Annotated in this window: 12 protein-coding genes; 9 read left to right on the forward strand and 3 right to left on the reverse strand. The window is 72.5% G+C overall.

The genetic code is table 11. From position 1 onward, the window contains the following. Positions 1-77 precede the first annotated feature (77 nt). The gene (locus AR3_RS00095; protein WP_217998405.1) at positions 78-1,715 is read right to left on the reverse strand and encodes a M4 family metallopeptidase; all 1,638 of its coding nucleotides are present in this window, start codon (positions 1,713-1,715) and stop codon (positions 78-80) included. A 462-nt stretch (positions 1,716-2,177) separates the two neighbouring features. Here AR3_RS00095 and AR3_RS00100 point away from each other — a divergent pair, with 462 nt between their 5' ends. Then, positions 2,178-2,930: an isocitrate lyase/PEP mutase family protein gene (locus AR3_RS00100; protein ID WP_083950771.1), complete on the forward strand. Its 753-nt coding sequence runs from the start codon at positions 2,178-2,180 to the stop codon at positions 2,928-2,930. Between the two features lie 103 nt (positions 2,931-3,033). After that, positions 3,034-4,341 (forward strand): MFS transporter, encoded by a 1,308-nt coding sequence (locus tag AR3_RS00105; protein ID WP_083950772.1) that lies wholly within the window; start codon positions 3,034-3,036, stop codon positions 4,339-4,341. On the opposite strand, the gene AR3_RS00110 is transcribed toward AR3_RS00105, so the two are convergent. After that, positions 4,334-5,194 carry a LysR family transcriptional regulator gene (locus tag AR3_RS00110; protein ID WP_067906632.1) on the reverse strand — a complete coding sequence of 287 codons (861 nt, stop codon included), beginning with the start codon at positions 5,192-5,194 and terminating at the stop codon, positions 4,334-4,336. The genes AR3_RS00105 and AR3_RS00110 overlap by 8 nt on opposite strands. A 420-nt stretch (positions 5,195-5,614) precedes the next feature. On the opposite strand from AR3_RS00110, the gene AR3_RS00115 reads away from it, so the two are divergent. From AR3_RS00115 to AR3_RS00130, 4 genes are all read left to right on the forward strand, one after another. After that, entirely contained in the window at positions 5,615-7,030 is a 1,416-nt protein-coding gene (locus AR3_RS00115; protein ID WP_067906634.1) for a dihydrolipoyl dehydrogenase family protein, read from the forward strand. 174 nt (positions 7,031-7,204) lie between these two features. After that, complete coding sequence (locus AR3_RS00120) at positions 7,205-8,188, forward strand: EamA family transporter (protein ID WP_067906636.1); 984 nt, start codon at positions 7,205-7,207, stop codon at positions 8,186-8,188. A 208-nt stretch (positions 8,189-8,396) separates the two neighbouring features. Next, a complete protein-coding gene (locus tag AR3_RS00125; RefSeq protein ID WP_067906638.1) occupies positions 8,397-9,809 on the forward strand; it encodes a hypothetical protein in 1,413 nt (470 codons plus the stop codon). A 211-nt stretch (positions 9,810-10,020) separates the two neighbouring features. Further along, positions 10,021-11,280, forward strand: coding sequence for a glucuronyl esterase domain-containing protein (locus tag AR3_RS00130; RefSeq protein ID WP_067906640.1), 1,260 nt, complete (start codon positions 10,021-10,023; stop codon positions 11,278-11,280). A gap of 350 nt (positions 11,281-11,630) precedes the next feature. Here the strand turns inward: AR3_RS00130 and AR3_RS00135 are convergent, their stop codons facing one another. Further along, positions 11,631-12,032: a DUF3592 domain-containing protein gene (locus AR3_RS00135; RefSeq protein ID WP_169803766.1), complete on the reverse strand. Its 402-nt coding sequence runs from the start codon at positions 12,030-12,032 to the stop codon at positions 11,631-11,633. A 732-nt stretch (positions 12,033-12,764) separates the two neighbouring features. On the opposite strand from AR3_RS00135, the gene AR3_RS00140 reads away from it, so the two are divergent. Genes AR3_RS00140 through AR3_RS00150 form a run of 3 tightly spaced genes read left to right on the forward strand, consistent with a single transcriptional unit; the run spans position 12,765 to position 16,014 of the window. Then, positions 12,765-13,223, forward strand: coding sequence for a hypothetical protein (locus tag AR3_RS00140; protein WP_313819553.1), 459 nt, complete (start codon positions 12,765-12,767; stop codon positions 13,221-13,223). Then, positions 13,223-14,611 carry a hypothetical protein gene (locus AR3_RS00145; protein ID WP_067906646.1) on the forward strand — a complete coding sequence of 463 codons (1,389 nt, stop codon included), beginning with the start codon at positions 13,223-13,225 and terminating at the stop codon, positions 14,609-14,611. Before AR3_RS00140 ends, AR3_RS00145 begins: the two co-directional genes overlap by 1 nt. Beyond that, on the forward strand, positions 14,608-16,014 hold the full coding sequence (locus AR3_RS00150) for a vWA domain-containing protein (protein ID WP_067906648.1): 1,407 nt from the start codon (positions 14,608-14,610) through the stop codon (positions 16,012-16,014). Before AR3_RS00145 ends, AR3_RS00150 begins: the two co-directional genes overlap by 4 nt. The last annotated feature ends 12 nt before the right edge of the window (positions 16,015-16,026 follow it).

Raw genomic sequence — 16,026 nt, forward strand, 5'->3', positions numbered from 1 at the left:
GTCGAAGGACCAGGGGTCGGGGGAACACGGTCGTACGGGGCGCATCGAGTATCGCCCCGCACGACCGTCTACCGGGGTCAATTCGTGCAGGTGGCGGGCTCGCCGCTCGCGGCCGGAACGTTGACGGCGTTCCACGCGTCGCGGGTGCGGGTGAAGTCGGTGCAGGTGGCCTTGCCGACCGCCACCAGGTTGAGCACGGCCTGCAGGGACGCGCGGCGCGCCAGCGAATGCGTCCACGTGGAGGTCTTCAGGTTCAGCGTCTCCATGAAGATCCGTCCGGCCTTCTGGATGCCGACGCCGGTGACCGTCGCGCCGTTGCAGGTCGGGCTGTTGGGCCGGCCGTTGTTCGGGTCACCGGGGCTGGAGCCCTCGGCCAGCAGGTAGAACCAGTGGTTCTGCACGCCCGCGGCCGCGTGCACCTCCATGCGCGGGACGCTGGAGCTGTAGCAGTTGGGGTGCCCCACCGCGGACGGGTCGGCCATGTTGCGGATCGGTCCGTCGCCGACGAGGTCGACCTCCTCGCCGACCAGGTAGTCCGGCGGGTCGTAGTTGGTGAGCGCGGTGGTGCCGGAGAACTGCTCGCCGACCCGCGGCTCGTTGAGGTACCACTCGGTCAGGGCGCCGAAGATGTCGCCGGTGGACTCGTTCAGCCCGCCCTTCTCGTTGCCGCCGCCGGATCCGCCCGGCGTGTTCTGGAAGATGCCGTGGCCGAGTTCGTGCGCCACCACGTCGGTGGACGTGGCCTGGCGGGTGCGCGCGCTGTTGCGGCCGAACGAGGCGTAGCTGCCGTTCCAGAACGCGTTGGCCTGGCTGAGGCCGACCCGCATGGGCCAGCCGCGCCCGCTGCCGTTCAGCCCGTTGCGTTCCAGCCAGGAGCGCACCATGTCGAACTCGGCGGCCGCGGCGCGCATCGCGTCGACGCAGGCGGTCTCCAGGCTGGTGCCGGACGCGTCGCCCCACGCGTCGTCGCTCCCGGAGTACACGGTGCCGCTCGTGTTCGCGCAGCTGATGCCGGGGCGCTTGGCGTCCCGCATGGTGAACGAGCCGCCGGACGCGGTGGTGTCGATGTGCGTGGGGTTCTGGCTGCCGCCGTGGTAGTAGCTGAGGTCGTCGTCGGCGTCCCGGACCTCGTCCCACTGCTCGACGACCGCGCCGGTGGCCGCGTCGACGAGCACGTGCAGGCGGGCCGGACGTCCGTCGCGGGAGCCGTCGACGACCGTCTCGTACACCAGGCGGCCGGAGCCCTCGGCGAGGACGGTCAGCCGCGGCTGCGACACCCGGGCGGCCGCGCCGAGCCGTCCGCGCGAGATCTCCGCCGCGCGTGCGGCGCTCAGCTTCGGCGTGGTGGACACCGACAGCGGACGGATCTGGGCGATCGAGGTGCTCAGCACCCTGCCGGAGGCGTCGGTGGCGACGACGAAGTCCCCGCCGTGCACGGGCAGGCCGTCGTACGTGCGCTCGTAGGACACGTACTGCAGTCCGCCCGCTCCCTGCGTGACCCCGCGCCGGACGATGACGTCCTTGGGGGAGCGGTGGATCCGTTCGGACCCGGAGGCGACCAGCTTGTCGGCGGCCGCGGCGGCGGCCTGGGGCGACGGAACGGGCGACGGGGGCGCGGAGGTCGTGCGGGGCGTCGCGCCGGCGGCGGGTGCGGACATCGCCATGGCGAGACCGGCGGCGACGGCCGCGGTCCCGAGCGCGGACAGGCGTCTCACTGGGGGGAGCTCCTTCCATGGCCGGACGCGGCGGCCCTCGCAGACGGTCCTTTGGGGAGAGCTCCGCGGCGGACCGCGCGGGTCCGGCGTCGACCGAGGAGGGGCGTCCCGCATGGGCAAGGGCGCGGATGCGGCGAGCGGGGACACCGCATCCGCGAGCGCCCGTGGCGGGGACACGGGAACGCTTGGCGCGGTGGTCGGGCCCGCGCCCCGGGGGGTGAGGGCGCGGCCGTCGGGGCCGCGCCGAGGGACGGGAAGGCGTGCTCATCCGGATGAGCTCTGCAAAAGTGCACACCGGGGTGACGGACAAGTCAATAAGTCCAGTTAAGATTTGATTTTCAATATTCAAGGCGAATGGTCTGAATATTTTGAAAGCGCTCTGTGACCAGGTGGAATACCGGGATGTCACACGGCGGCCGTCTGCTCCGTCAACGTGGGGAAGGCCTGCGGAAGGAGCAGAGGATGAACGAGAAGGCCGCCGTCCTGCGAGACTTGCACCGCCCCGGGGACCCGCTGATCCTGCCGAACGTATGGGACGCGGGCAGCGCCGCCGTGGTCGCCGAGGCGGGCTTCCCCGCGCTGGCGACGGCCAGCGCCGCGATCGCGGCGATGCTCGGCTACCCCGACCACGAGGGCGCCCCCGCCGCGGAGATGTTCGCCGCCGCGGCCCGGGTGATCCGCGCCGTGGACGTCCCCGTCACCGTCGACGCGGAGGCGGGCTACGGGCTGCCCGCCGCCGAGCTCGTCGAACGGCTGGCGGAGATCGGCGCGGCGGGCTGCAACCTGGAGGACAGCGACCACGCCGCCGGCGCCATGGTCGACGCGTCCGCCCAGGCCGACCGGATCGCCTCCGTCCGCGCCGCCGCCAAGGACGCGGGCGTCGACCTGGTCATCAACGCCCGCGTCGACGCGTACGTGCGGAACGCCCCCGATCCGCTCGCCGAGACCCTCGACCGCGGCCGCCGCTACCTCGACGCGGGCGCCGACTGCATCTACCCGATCATGGTGTCCGACGCGGACCACATCGCCACCCTCGTGCGGGAGCTGCCCGGCCCGGTCAACACCAACTGCCTGCCCGGCATGACGCCGCTGCCCCGGCTGATCGAACTCGGCGTCGCCCGGATCTCCCTCGGCCCCCTGCCGTACATCCAGGCCTTGGACGCCCTGAAGGCGCTGGCCACCCGCCTGGCGGCCCGCCAAGACCCGTACGCCTGACCCTCCACCTCAGGGCGGCTCATCTCTGATCGCGATAACAGTCATCTTCATTTATCGCGATCACGGGGGAAGTACGCCGGATCGGCCGTGGTTGAAGCCGGGCATGAGCGAACGAAAGATCGGCGGTGAGCTCATCGCCCTGGAGAGAAGCGTCGACGTCGGCGGCCCTGTGCCCCGTTCCGCCGGATCGCGGACCGTCCGGCGGGACGGGACGGCGTCGGCCGCGCCGTCGGGTTGGCTCGTCGCCCTCCTGGCCGTCGCCTGCGGGATGACGGTCGCCAACCTCTACTACGCCCAGCCCCTGCTGTCCTCGTTGAGCGGCGTCTTCGGGATCAGCACGGCCGCCGTCGGCGGGCTCATCACCGTGACCCAGATCGGCTACGTGGCGGGCATGCTGCTCGTCGTCCCGCTCGGCGACCGGGTCGACAAGCGTCGGCTGGTGGTGGTCCTGCTGACCGTCACCATGGCGGCGCTGGTGGCGGCGGGGACGGCCGGCGCCTTCACGGTCCTGCTGGCCGCCTCGGCGGTCGTCGGCGTGACGTCGGTCGTCGCGCAGATCCTCGTCCCCTTCGCCGCCGGGCTCGCCCCCGCACACCTCCGCGGGCGCGTCGTCGGCCGAGTCATGAGCGGTCTGCTCACCGGCATCCTGCTGTCGCGCGCGCTGAGCAGCGTGGTGTCCGAGGCGTTCGGCTGGCGCGTGGTGTACCTGGGCTCGGCCGTGCTGATGGCCGTGCTGGCTCTGGCGCTGCACGCGGTCCTGCCCAGCCAGCCCCGCACCACGAACGTGTCGTACGGACGTCTGCTGGGTTCCTGCGCACGGCTGGTGCGCACCCACCCGGCCTTGATGCGGTACGGCCTGTACCAGGCGTCGATGTTCGGCGTGTTCAGCGCGTTCTGGACCACGGTGTCGTTCGTGCTGACGGGCCCGGGATACCACTACTCCGGGTTCGGTGTGGGCGTGTTCGCCTTGGTCGGGGTGGCCGGCGCGGCGGTGGCGCCGCTGGCGGGACGCTGGGCCGACCACGGACGCACGCGCCCTGTGATCGCCGCGGCGTTCCTGACGGGGGCGGGGGCGTTCGCGCTCGCCGGATTCGGCCGCCACCACATCGTCCTGCTGGCCCTCGCCGCGATCCTGCTCGACATGGCGGCGCAGACGACCCTCATCCTCGGCCAGCACTGCATCTACCGGCTGGACGAGGGGGCGCGCGCACGGCTCAACAGCGTCTTCATCGCCACGTTCTTCGTCGGGGGAGCCATCGGCTCCCAGGTAGCCTCGGTCGTCTACCACGCCCACGGCTGGACGGGCGTGACCGTCTTCGGCGCCGCGGTCCCCCTCCTCGCCCTGCTCTACTGGGTCACCGAGCACCGGTCCGCGGCACGCCGCGGCGCGACCGTGCGGGGCGTCAGGTGAGGTGCCGCAGCAGCGCCGCGGCCGCCGGGGACGGCTCCCCGCGCGGCCGGACGACCATCACCTTCCACACCGGCGCGTGATGGGCGAAGCGATGGACGGCCAGGTCGGGGAACCGCGCCGCGATCGACTCCGGCATGATGCAGACGCCCAGACCGTGGCGGACCAGTTCGGACGCCGCCACGATGTCGTTCACCTCGAACGCGGTGGTGCGCTCGACCATGGCCGTGCGGAACGCCTGGTCGACCAGCCGCCGGACGGCCCAGCCGGGGGAGAAGTCGACCATCGGCATGCGGGCCGCGTCCGCGAGCGTCACCCGCCCGTCTCCCGGCACGTCCCGCCCGGCGGCGGTGACCAGCACCATCTCCTCCCGGAACAGCAGCCGGGTCACCAGGCCGCGCTGCTGCCGCCGGTCGAGCGCGACCACCGCCAGGTCCACGGCGCCCTCGCGCAGCGCCTGCCGGATGTCGGCGACCGCCCCCTGCCGCAGACGGACCACCACCCCCGGGTGCTCCTCCCGCAACCGGGCCAAGGCGCGGTGCAGGCCGGCCCAGACGCCCTGCATCGTGCCGACCGTGACCTGCCCGCGCAGCTGTCCGCGCGCGCTGTCGACCGCCGCGCGCGCCTGCTCGGCGGCCCGCAGCGCGGCGCGTGCCGCGGGCACGAACGCCTCGCCCGCCGCGGTGAGGGTCACCCGGTGGGTGGTGCGGTCGAACAACGGAGTCCCCAGGTCGCGCTCCAGCGCGCGCACCGTGCTGGAGACGGCCGACTGGACGACGCGCAGCCGCCGCGCCGCCGCGGTGAACCCGCCCTCTTCGGCGACCGCGACGGCCACCTCCATCTGCCGCAGATCCACGGATCCTCCCGCACGGGGTGGTCATCACCGAATGAGATGACACTTGACTTCGATTATCTGTCGGACAAAAAAGTCGCCGCGGCGCCGCGGGAGGTTCTCGCGAAGGTACGGAAGGGGAGGCGGCGCAATACGGAGGGCGCGGCCGGGCTTCGCCACGTGAGGAGGCCGCGCGTGAACGGTGCCGATGCCGAGCACGAGCATCGCGCCGGTGTATCCCCGCGCGGCCGGGTATCTGACGAAGCACGACGGCAGCGTCACTCCGGAGCGTTCAGGGATGATCCGCCGCTTCCGGAGCCTCGACGGCGCCGCCGCGCCCAGATGTCGGGGAGCACGTCGTGGACACGGACGCCCGACGGCGTCGCCCGCCTCCGCGTTCGGAGGCGCCCCGCGCACGAGACAGAAAGGTGAGAGGACGAGCAGGTGGACGAGTTCGATGTCGTGGTGCTGGGCGCCGGGCCGACGGGGGAGAACCTCGCGGAGCGGGCCCACGCGGGCGGGCTGACCGTGGCGGTGGTGGAAAGCGAGCTGGTGGGCGGCGAGTGCTCGTACTGGGCCTGCATGCCCAGCAAGGCGCTGCTGCGTCCGGGAGCCGCGCTCGCCGACGCCAGGCGGGTCGCGGGCGCGCGCGAGGCGACGACCGGGACGCTGGACGCCGCGGCCGTGCTGAAACGCAGGGACGCGTTCGCGTCGCACTGGAAGGACGACGGCCAGGTGGACTGGCTGCACAGCGCCGGCATCACGCTGGTGCGCGGCCACGGCCGCCTGGACGGGGAGCGCCGCGTGGTCGTGGAGGAGCCCGGCGGCGGACGCCGCGTCCTGGCGGCGCGGCACGCGGTGGCGGTGTGCACGGGCACCCGCGCCGCCCTGCCCGCCCTGCCCGGCCTGGCCGAGGCGCGCCCGTGGACCAGCCGGGAGGCGACCAGCTCCTCGACGGTGCCGGAACGGCTGGCGGTGGTCGGCGGCGGCGTGGTCGGCGTCGAGATGGCCACGGCGTGGAACGCGCTGGGAAGCGAGGTGACGCTCGTGGTGCGGGGGTCGCGGCTGCTGCCGAGGATGGAGCCGTTCGCGGGCGAGCTGGTGGCCGACAGCCTGCGGGCCGCCGGGGTCGACGTGCGGTTCGGCGTGAGCGCGACGGCGGTGCGCCGCGACGGGCCGGTCGTGCTGACACTGGACGACGGGCGGGAGCTCACGGCCGACGAGGTGCTGTTCGCGACCGGCCGCGCGCCGGCGACGTCCGACGTGGGCCTGGAGACCGTCGGCTTGGAGGCGGGCAAGCCGATCCGGGTGGACGACACCGGGCTCGCGGTCGGCGTCCCGGGCGGCTGGCTGTACGCGGCCGGGGACGTGACCGGACGGGCGATGATGACGCACCAGGGCAAGTACCAGGGCCGGATCTTCGGCACGGTGATCGCCGACCGCGCCGCGGGCCGCGAGCTGGACACGGCGCCGTGGGGGCGCAGCGTCGTCACCGCCGACGAGCGGGCGGTGCCGCAGGTCGTCTTCACCGACCCCGAGGTGGCGGCCGTCGGCCTGACGCTCGAACAGGCCGAGCAGCGGGGGCGCCGGGTGCGGGCGGTCGACTACGACATCGGAAACGTCGCGGGGGCCGGCCTCTACGCCGACGGCTATCAGGGGCGCGCCCGCGCCGTGGTGGACCTGGAGCGCGAGACGCTGCTCGGCGTGACGTTCGTCGGGGCCGGTGTCGCGGAGCTGCTCCACTCGGCGACCATCGCCGTGGCGGGGGAGGTCCCGATCTCCCGACTGTGGCACGCCGTGCCCGCCTACCCGACGATCAGCGAGGTGTGGCTGCGCCTCCTGGAGACCTACCGCGGCTGACGGTTCCGGACGCCCCCGGCCTCGCCCCGGTCGGCAGCGCCGATGCCGTTGCGGCGACCACGGGTCTGGCCCGTCGTCAGATGGTCGCGGTCGGCGGGGTGAGGCGGGGCCTCCGGGTGGAGCGGCGACCTATGATTCTCAACGTTGAAATATTCAACGTTGAGGAGTCTGCCGTTGGCCTCCGCCGTCCGAGAAGCCGCCGCTCCGCCCGCCGTCTCCGAGACCGCGTCGCCGCCGACCACGTGGCGCCTCGTCGCCCTGACCGCCGTGGCACCGGTGAGCTGGGGCACCACGTACCTCGTGACGAGCGAATTCCTGCCCCCGGACCGTCCGCTGCTGTCCGGCGCGATCCGCGCCCTCCCGGCGGGTCTGGCGGTGCTGCTGATCACCCGGACGCCGCCGCGCGGCGTCTGGTGGTGGCGCGCGACCGTCCTCGGCCTGCTCAACATCGGGGTGTTCTTCGCGCTGCTGTTCGCCGCCGCCTACCGGCTGCCGGGCGGCGTCGCGGCCACGCTGGGCGCGGTGCAGCCGCTCGCGGTGGCCGTCCTGGCGCTCGCCGTGCTGAAGGAGCGTCCGACCGCGTGGCGGATCGGCTGGGGCCTGGCCGGGGTCGCCGGCGTCGCCACGATGGTCCTGCGCGGGCACCTGGCATTCGACCCGATCGGCGTCGCGGCCGGTCTCGGCGGCACCGTGACGATGGCCGTCGGGACCGTCCTCACCAAACGCTGGGGACGCCCCGTCGGGCTGCTGGCCTTCACCGGCTGGCAGCTCACCGCCGGCGGCCTGTTCCTGACCCCGCTCGCCCTGGTCGTCGAAGGGCCGCCGCCCGCGCTGGACGCCCGCGCCGTCGGGGGTTACGCGTGGCTGGCCGGCGTCGGCACGCTCGCGGCGTACGCGCTGTGGTTCCGGGGCCTGGAACGGCTCCCGATCACGGCGGCCTCCTTCCTGCCGCTGCTGGCACCGGCCGTGGCGACCGCCCTGGGCTGGCTGGTGCTGGCGCAGTCGCTGACGCTCGTCCAGTCGCTCGGCTTCGCCCTGGCGCTGATGTCGATCGCGGCCGCCCAGGTCACCCCGGGCGGGGCGCGCTCCCTTCTACGGCGGCGCCCGCCGCGTCCCGCCCCGTCGCCTGCCGAAACCGAGCGACGACTGCCCGGCTGATACGTCCCGCCGTCCGAGACGAGACGAGCACGGGCTGACCGGCGGCGCGTCGGGGCGACCCCGGTGCGGGTTGCCGATCTCCACGCAACACGAAGACGCCCATGGCTAAGGTGCGTGGCGCACTGATCGGCGAGACGGGAAGGCTCGCATGTCACCGCGAAGGGATCGGCGCCGGGCACTGTGGTGGGCCGCGCTCGCGGCCAGTGCCATGCCCCTGCTCCTCGGCATTTTGATCAGCCTGTTCAGCGTCCAGGGGAACGCGGGCCTCGGCTTCTTCGGCAGCGGCGAATGCCCCGGGTGGCGACTGCACATGCAGGTGTGGCCACTGCAGTTGCTGGTGGGGATGCCGTTCCTGGTCGTCGGTCCCGCGTTCGCGGTGTGGGCGCGCACGCGGTCGCCGGTGCCCGGATGGACGGGGGTGGCGCTCCTCCTGGCCGCCGGGCTGACCGGACCGCTGGCGGCCGCCCACGACCTGGCGAGACGGGGCGAGGGCTGCGCCGAAGTGTGGGAGCCGATGCTGCCGCGGACGCTCACCGGGGCCCTCTTCCTCCTCGTCCCGGCCGGGCTCGTGTACGCCGCGGTGCGCCGACGCCGCGTCCCGGGACGCCGAAGCCGTGCGGTCGGGGCGTTCACGATGGCCGTGGTGCTGCTGCTCGCGACGGGCGGCGACCAAGGGCGGCGGCGCATCGTCGCGATCGACCCGGAAGAGTGCAGAGTCACTCGCGGGCCCACCGCGCAGGCGGACGAGGTCGCGCGGATCGAGGCCATCGCACGGATGCCGGTCGCGACCCGCGAACGCGCATATCTGTGCATGCTGCGCGGCTATGACGCTCCGTTCTACGGCCCGAGCAGCAGCTCCCGGCACCAGGACGTCGCTGACGGGGAGTTCCTCTGGCGAGGACGACGCGCGTGCGAGCGGCTGAGGTCGCAGGGGCGGCTCACCAAAGGCGAAACGGAGGAATGGAGACGCCTGGGCGGGCTCGCCCGGCGTCCGTGGAGAGTCGACGATGCGCTGACGTTCCTGTGCCCGGACGCGATGCTGCCGCGAGCGCGGGCGGCCGCAGAGACGCGCAGGCGACTGGAGCAGCAGTACCGGAAGGAGCGAGCCGAGGACGAGGCGTCCTGCCGCCGTTCGGCGCGGCGCGACCCACGGGCCGTGCGGCAGAAGACCGCGCTGGTCACCACGGGGGAGGGCGGCGGCTACTCCATCAGCGATGAAGGCGGCGGCGCCGGTCCGTTCGGCAAGGCGATCGATGACGGTCTGATCGCCGCCGACAGGATCGCGGCCGTGGTGATGACCGGCGTGGAGAACGACGACATCTGCATCACCGTGCGGGCGTACCGCACGACGCCGCCGCTGGACCTCGAACGTTGGGACCGCGTCGCGGAGGTGGGCATCGACAGCTCCCGCGGCGCCGTCCGCGTCTTCATGCCGATGGACGCGCCGCCGAAACTGCCGATCCTGACGGCCGCGGGCCCCGGCACGTACCGCGTCCGCGTCCACGTGCGCAACCGGGACGCGGCCGAGCTCCCCGACGGACCGCTGGAAACCCATCTCGTGGAGGTGTTCCCGGGCACGTCCACGCGCCTCGTCGTCCACAAGAACACCGGGCGCCGCTGAAACGGCGCCCGGGAAAACCGGGCTCACGGATGATCGACATCGTCCTCTTCTGCGGCGTCGGGCGAAACGCCTGCGATGGCGCCATGAAAAACGCCGTCGGAACCCGTCCGGCATTGACAGGTTTTGTCGCGCCGCTCGAAACTCGGCCTGCCGGCATTGATGATCAACGTGTCGCTGCGCGGCCTCCGTCGCGTCCCGGAAGGAGAGCCCAGTGATCACCAGTCGGGGTCGAGCCGGGATCCGCTCCGCGGTCGTCCTGTCCGCAGCGGCGGCGCTCGCGTTCGCGGGAACGGGCACGGCGGCGGCCACGGCCGAGACGGCCCGCGCGGCCGCCGGACCCGTCGAGGACGACGGCGCCGACTGCCCGGTGCCCGACCCGGGTCCGCCCACGTCGAACAGCCGACTCCCCGACCCCTTCAGGAAGATCGACGGCACGCGCATCACCGCCAAGTCCGACTGGCGGTGCCGACGGGCGGAGATCAAGGATCTGGCGGAGAGAACCGTCTACGGCCGAAAGCCTCCGAAGCCGGACAGCGTCACCGGCACGGTCACCAGCAACTCCATCACCGTGAACGTGACGCACCAAGGCCGCAGCGTCGGCTTCTCGGCTTCCGTGCAACTGCCGAGCGGCACCGGGCCGTTCCCCGCCGTCATCGTCTTGGGAGGATTCGGCGCCGACACCGCCACGATCAGGGCCGCCGGCGCCGCCGTCATCAACTACGACCCCCTCGCGGTCGGGAGAGAAGGCACGCCGCGCAGCAACAAGCAGGGCGCGTTCTACAGCATCTACGGCTCCTCCAGCAGCACGGGGCTGCTGGCCGCCTGGGCGTGGGGCGCGAGCCGGATCATCGACGTCATCGAGCAGTCGGGCGGCTCCATCCTCAAGGCTGACGCGATGGGCGTCACGGGATGCTCCCGGTACGGGAAGGGCGCGTTCGTGACCGGCGCGTTCGACCAGCGCATCGCGCTGACCATGCCGATCGAGCCGGGCAGCGCGGGCCTTCCCATCTTCCGCGGCATCCCCGGCGAGAGCGGCGCCCAGCCGCTGAGCAGCGCCTACAACGAACAGCCGTGGCTGGGTGACGCGTTCGGCTCCTACACGGGGAACCCGACCGCGCTGCCGGTGGACACGCACGAAGTCGTCGGCATGATCGCGCCGCGCGGGCTGTTCATCATGGAGAACCCGCACATCGACTGGCTGGCCGCCCGGTCCGGGAGCGTGGCGGCGTTGGCCGGCGCGGAGGTCTACAAGGCGCTCGGCGCGGGCGACAACATCACCTACTGGTCCGACGTCCAGGACGGCACCCACTGCGCCAGCCGGTCCGAATGGCGGACCCCGCTGCAGCAGAACATCCAGAAGTTCCTGTTGAAGACCGGCAGTGCCACCGGCGTGTTCCGCATCTCCAGCAAGAAGGCCGGCAACCTGGCCGAATGGCGGGACTGGCAGACCCCGATCCTCTCCGACGGCTGATCGGCCGACGTGTAGACGGACGACTTCGTCGCCGTGGTGCCGGGGCATCACCTGCTCCGTACCGCGGCGACAGCAGGACGTCACCGCTCCCTGTCATTGGGCGAGTGAAAACGCCAACCGCATCCGGACCTCGGCACGGTCCGGTTCACCAACGCCAGTGCAACGGCTCGCCGGCTCCTCGCCTGGATTCCAGGTCACTCCACCGCCCGCAATGTCATGTCCCCCGACATCTCGCAGGTCGACGACGCGGCTAGCGGGTGGACGCGACCGCAACGACGGTTGTGTGATGGGCGGCCATGGCGCGAGTGCGGCGCGGCGTCCGGTCTCACGGATGTAGGGGCGACTGTGCTTCAAAGGCCCTGGACGTTCACTATCAACACTGCCATGCCGATGGCCATCAGCATGGGGCCTCCCGCGACCAGCAAAAAGCGGTGCACACCGAGGCGTTCGGCTGTCCGTTCGGGGCGTGCGGGATCGTAGACGACCGTTACGGGCCGTCCCGGCTTGGGGCCCGGAAACGAATACATGGCGCTCACTGACTCCACAGTGCGCCCATCCTGTGTGACGAATCGAAAGCGTCCCGCGCGAGCGTGTATGCCCGCTCCGTGCGCAGCTACATCGTCATGGCCGACGAATACTCCTTGCGCTCGCACCAGTTTCCGTTGCAGCCGCAGGCGCTGGACCAGCTCGTGCACACCGCCGTAGATGAACGCGATGCCCAGGGCGATGCCGAAGATGTGTGCGACGACCATCCCCATCACCTCCCGCTATTGGCTATCACCGCCGCATGGGCCCACCGTCAGGCGCCGTGCGTTCGGCGGCGCTATCGGTCATTCTTGTGCTGGCGGGGACCGTCTGCACGAGGCCCAACCAGATACGCAATCGCCGATGTTGCTGTCTGGATTAGACGCGACGTCTGCACACCTGGTTCCGACCGCGACATCGGTTCGGCTGCATAGCTTCTGTCGCTTGATTGTGCTCGCCGTTCGGCTATGAAGGTCCGGCCCATTTTCTACGGCAGCCGCCGGAGCGGTGTTGCGCTCACCCGTCCTGGCAGCGAGCTCGCCGTCCTGGCAGTCGGCGGACGGGCGCGAGCGGCGCCCAGCCCTAGGTGGCGTGGGGACCCGCTGCGTCGGCGGTCGTGGCGCTGGGGCAGCAGCACGCGTCCACAGAGCCTGCCCGTGACCTGCGGCGCCGACGGCTGGCCACGTCTCCGGGGCCGTCCAGGCGTCGCCGGGTCGGCGGTCGTCGGGGGCGGGGCGGTCGGGGTGCCCGTCCGGGGCGGCTGGGTGGTGCCGCGGCCGCCGGACGGGCGGGCGTCGGACGGGCGCGCGGGGCGGGAGAACCGGGCGGTGACCTGGATGAATCCCGGGACTCGGTGATCGTGTCAGTGGGGGCCGGTAGAACTACCGGCGTCCGACGGCCCACGAGGGTGGAGGTCGCATTCCATGAGTTCCGGCGAGGCCGGGTGGGAGGAGCGGAGCGTGGCACGCATAGTGCCGCCCATCCGACCACGCAAATTGGCCAAGGTGCCGTTCGTCGAACTGGCCGAAGGCCGGCTGCAAGGGGTGGTGTCGAGCGGTTCCAGCGCCACCCGGGTGTACGTTTCGTCGATCGAGGCGGAGACGCACGACTTCAACTGCAGCACCAACAACAATCGGCCGTGCGGCGGCGCCCAAGGCTCCTTTCACTGCAAACACCTCAAGGCGCTGATCGATGAGGCGGTCAAGCAGTACGGCCTCGAACGCGTCGCGCGTTACCTGAAAGTCGAGGCCGCCGAAGGAGATGATCTGCATTCTCTCCTGAACGGCAAACTGGTGAAGGCGCCGGCCGCCGTGGTGTTCAGCCGGTTCCTGCGCCATCTGACCTATCTGAAGGTTCCGGCCGGCTCGGAGCCTCTCCCCGAAATGCACTGGTTCCCGGCGTTGAAAGCGGTCCACTGATGCAGGGAGTGCAACTCGCAGAACTCGTCCAGACCCCGCCGGGCGTCGACGAGGCCATGGAAGCGGTCGCCGGGTTCGACGCGGCGCTGGCCGACGGCCTGTCCCGGCTCGGGCCGCGGCACAGCGAGGCCGTCGACGCGCTGGCCGGGGCGGTGAGCGCGTCGCCGCTCGGCGCCGCGGCCGCGGACGCGTGCGGCGAGCTCGCCGTCGGGTCCATCAGCGACACCGAGCTGTCGGCGCTGGCGGGGGCGCGCGCCGCGCTGCTCGGCGCGGTGCACGACGCGCTGCTCGCCCGGCTCGACGGCGCGCTCGGCCGGACGCGGGCGGAGTGGGAGGAACACCCTGCGGACGCGCAGGAGCCTCCCGCCAACCTGCTCGCCGGGGCCCGGTCCTGGCTGCGGGAGCTGGCCATCGCGGGCTGGCGGGGCGTCGACGAGGAGCTGGTGTCGGCCGCGGACCAGACGCTCGAGGCGCTGTGGGCCGAGCCGCGGCTGCGCCGCCTGGCCGTCCTGCTCGACGGCCTCGCCGCCGAGCTGCGCGTGTCCTGCCCGGTCGCGACGATGGAGCGGATCCCGGAACGCCGCTGGGCCGACCTGTGGACGCGCGCTGTCCTGCTGGCGCACTCGGGAAGCTGGACCGGCGGCGCGGCCGCCGTCTCCGGACGGCTCCTGCCCCTGGGCGTCGACGTCCACGAGCACGGCACGGCCGTGCAGGCGCAGCTGCACGCGGTGCTGGAGCCGCGGGGCGACGGGCCGGTGCGGCTCGTCCGCGCCGCCGTCGCCGCCGCCAAGGTCGACACCATCGTCGGGCCCGAGGTGTGGGATCTGCTGTCGGGGCACCCGACGCTGCTGGCCGCGATCGCCGAGCGCCGCGCCGTCGACATCGCCGACATGCCGCTGACCGCCGACGGCGACCTGCTGTGGGACGAGGAGCGCGCCAAGGCCGGCGAGCCCGCCGACCCGTTCGCCACGGCCCGCGTCCGCCTCCCGGACGCCGAGGCCCCGGCCGTCGCTCCGCTCGACCGCCACCCGGTGCGGATCGCCGAGCCGGTGCTGGTCGAGGGCTACAAGGCCAAGCGCGACGGCACGTTCGACCTGGGCGGCGCGGCCATCGACGTCGACGCCGACCGGCTGCCGCCGAGCGGCCCGCTCACCCCCCAGCTCGTCAACGCGTCCACGGCGTGCATCGGACTGCTGCGCTGGGACGCCGGACGCTGGACCTTGCAGCCGCTCGCCGTGCGGAGCGTCGCCAAGAAGCAACCGGTCGAGGCGCACAACGGCGACTGGGCGCTCGGCCCCACCGACCCGAAGGCCGCCAAGGCCCTGGCGCGGTCCGGGTCCGCCGTGGCCGTCCTCACCGAACGCGCGGGAAAGCTGCTGCGGAAATGAGCACGAACGGAAAGGACGACGTCCGCCGGCAGGTGCTGCTCTGGCGGCTGCTGGCGAGGGTGTTCGACGTCGAGGAGCAGCACGCCCTCGAGACGGCGAGCGTCGCCGTCGTCCAGGAGCGCGGGCTGCCGACGGCGCTGCTCGACCCCGGCGTCTCGGTCGACACCGTCCTGCAGCGCTTCCCCGAACTCGAGCCCGAGTTCCGCGACCCGCTGGCGGGCGGCGACGGCGACGGCGTCGACCGCGTGCGCCGCACGGCCGTCGTGTCGAAGCTGCTGCTGAACGCGTTCTGCACCGGCACCGGCAACGTGTCGGCGACGCAGCTCGCCACTTGGCAGCGCGACGCCGAGTGGCTGCGCCGCGCACTCGGCGCGGGCGTCCTCGGCGGCCTCGGGCAGGAGAACGGCCCTGGTCAGGGCGACGGCACCGGTCAGGGCGGCGGCACGGGCCAGGACACCGGGCAGACGCCCGGGCCGGGGCGCGGCTTCGGAGCCGGGAACGGGTTCGAGGTCACCGACGCCGACCTCAATGCGCTGCTGGCCAGTCTGGAGGGCGACCTCGTCCGGCGGATGCAGCTGCGCGAGGTGCTCGCCGATCGGAGGCTGGCGCGCCGGCTCACCCCGAGCATGTCGCTGGTCGAGCAGCTGCTGCGCGACAAGCACAATCTGTCCGGGGAGGCCCTCGCCAACGCCAAGGCGCTGATCAGACGGTTCGTGGACGAGGTCGCCGAGGTCCTCAGGACCCGGGTGGAGCAGACCAGCGTCGGCAAGATCGACCGCAGCGTGCCGCCCAAGCGGGTGTTCCGCAACCTCGACCTCGACCGGACGATCTGGAAGAACCTGGTCAACTACCGTCCCGAGGACGAGCGGCTCTACGTCGACCGGCTGTTCTTCAAGCACACCGCCCGCCGCACCACCCCGGCGCGGATGATCGTGGTGGTGGACCAGTCCGGGTCGATGGTGGACGCGATGGTCAACTGCACCATCCTGGCGTCCATCTTCGCCGGGCTGCCCAAGGTCGACGTCAACCTGATCGCCTACGACACCCGCGCGATCGACCTGACCCCGTGGGTGCACGACCCCTTCGAGGTGCTGCTGCGCACCACGCTCGGCGGCGGGACGCACGGGCCGGTCGCCCTGCGGATGGCCCGCGAGAAGATCACCGACCCGCGCAACACGGTGCTGGTGTGGATCTCCGACTTCTACGACGACCGCAGCCTCCTCGACGAGTTCCGCGGGCTGCACCGGTCCGGGGTGAAGTTCATCCCGGTCGGCTCGGTCAACAGCTCCGGCCAGGCCAGCGTCGACCCCTGGTTCCGGGAGAAGCTCAAGCAGCTGGGCACGCCCGTGCTCTCCGGCCGCATCGACAAGCTCGTCTTCGAGCTGAAGAACTTTCTCGCCTGACCATCCCCTAAC

This window comes from Actinomadura rubrobrunea NBRC 15275 (genome assembly GCF_001552235.1).
GTDB classification, from domain to species: Bacteria; Actinomycetota; Actinomycetes; order Streptosporangiales; family Streptosporangiaceae; genus Spirillospora; species Spirillospora viridilutea.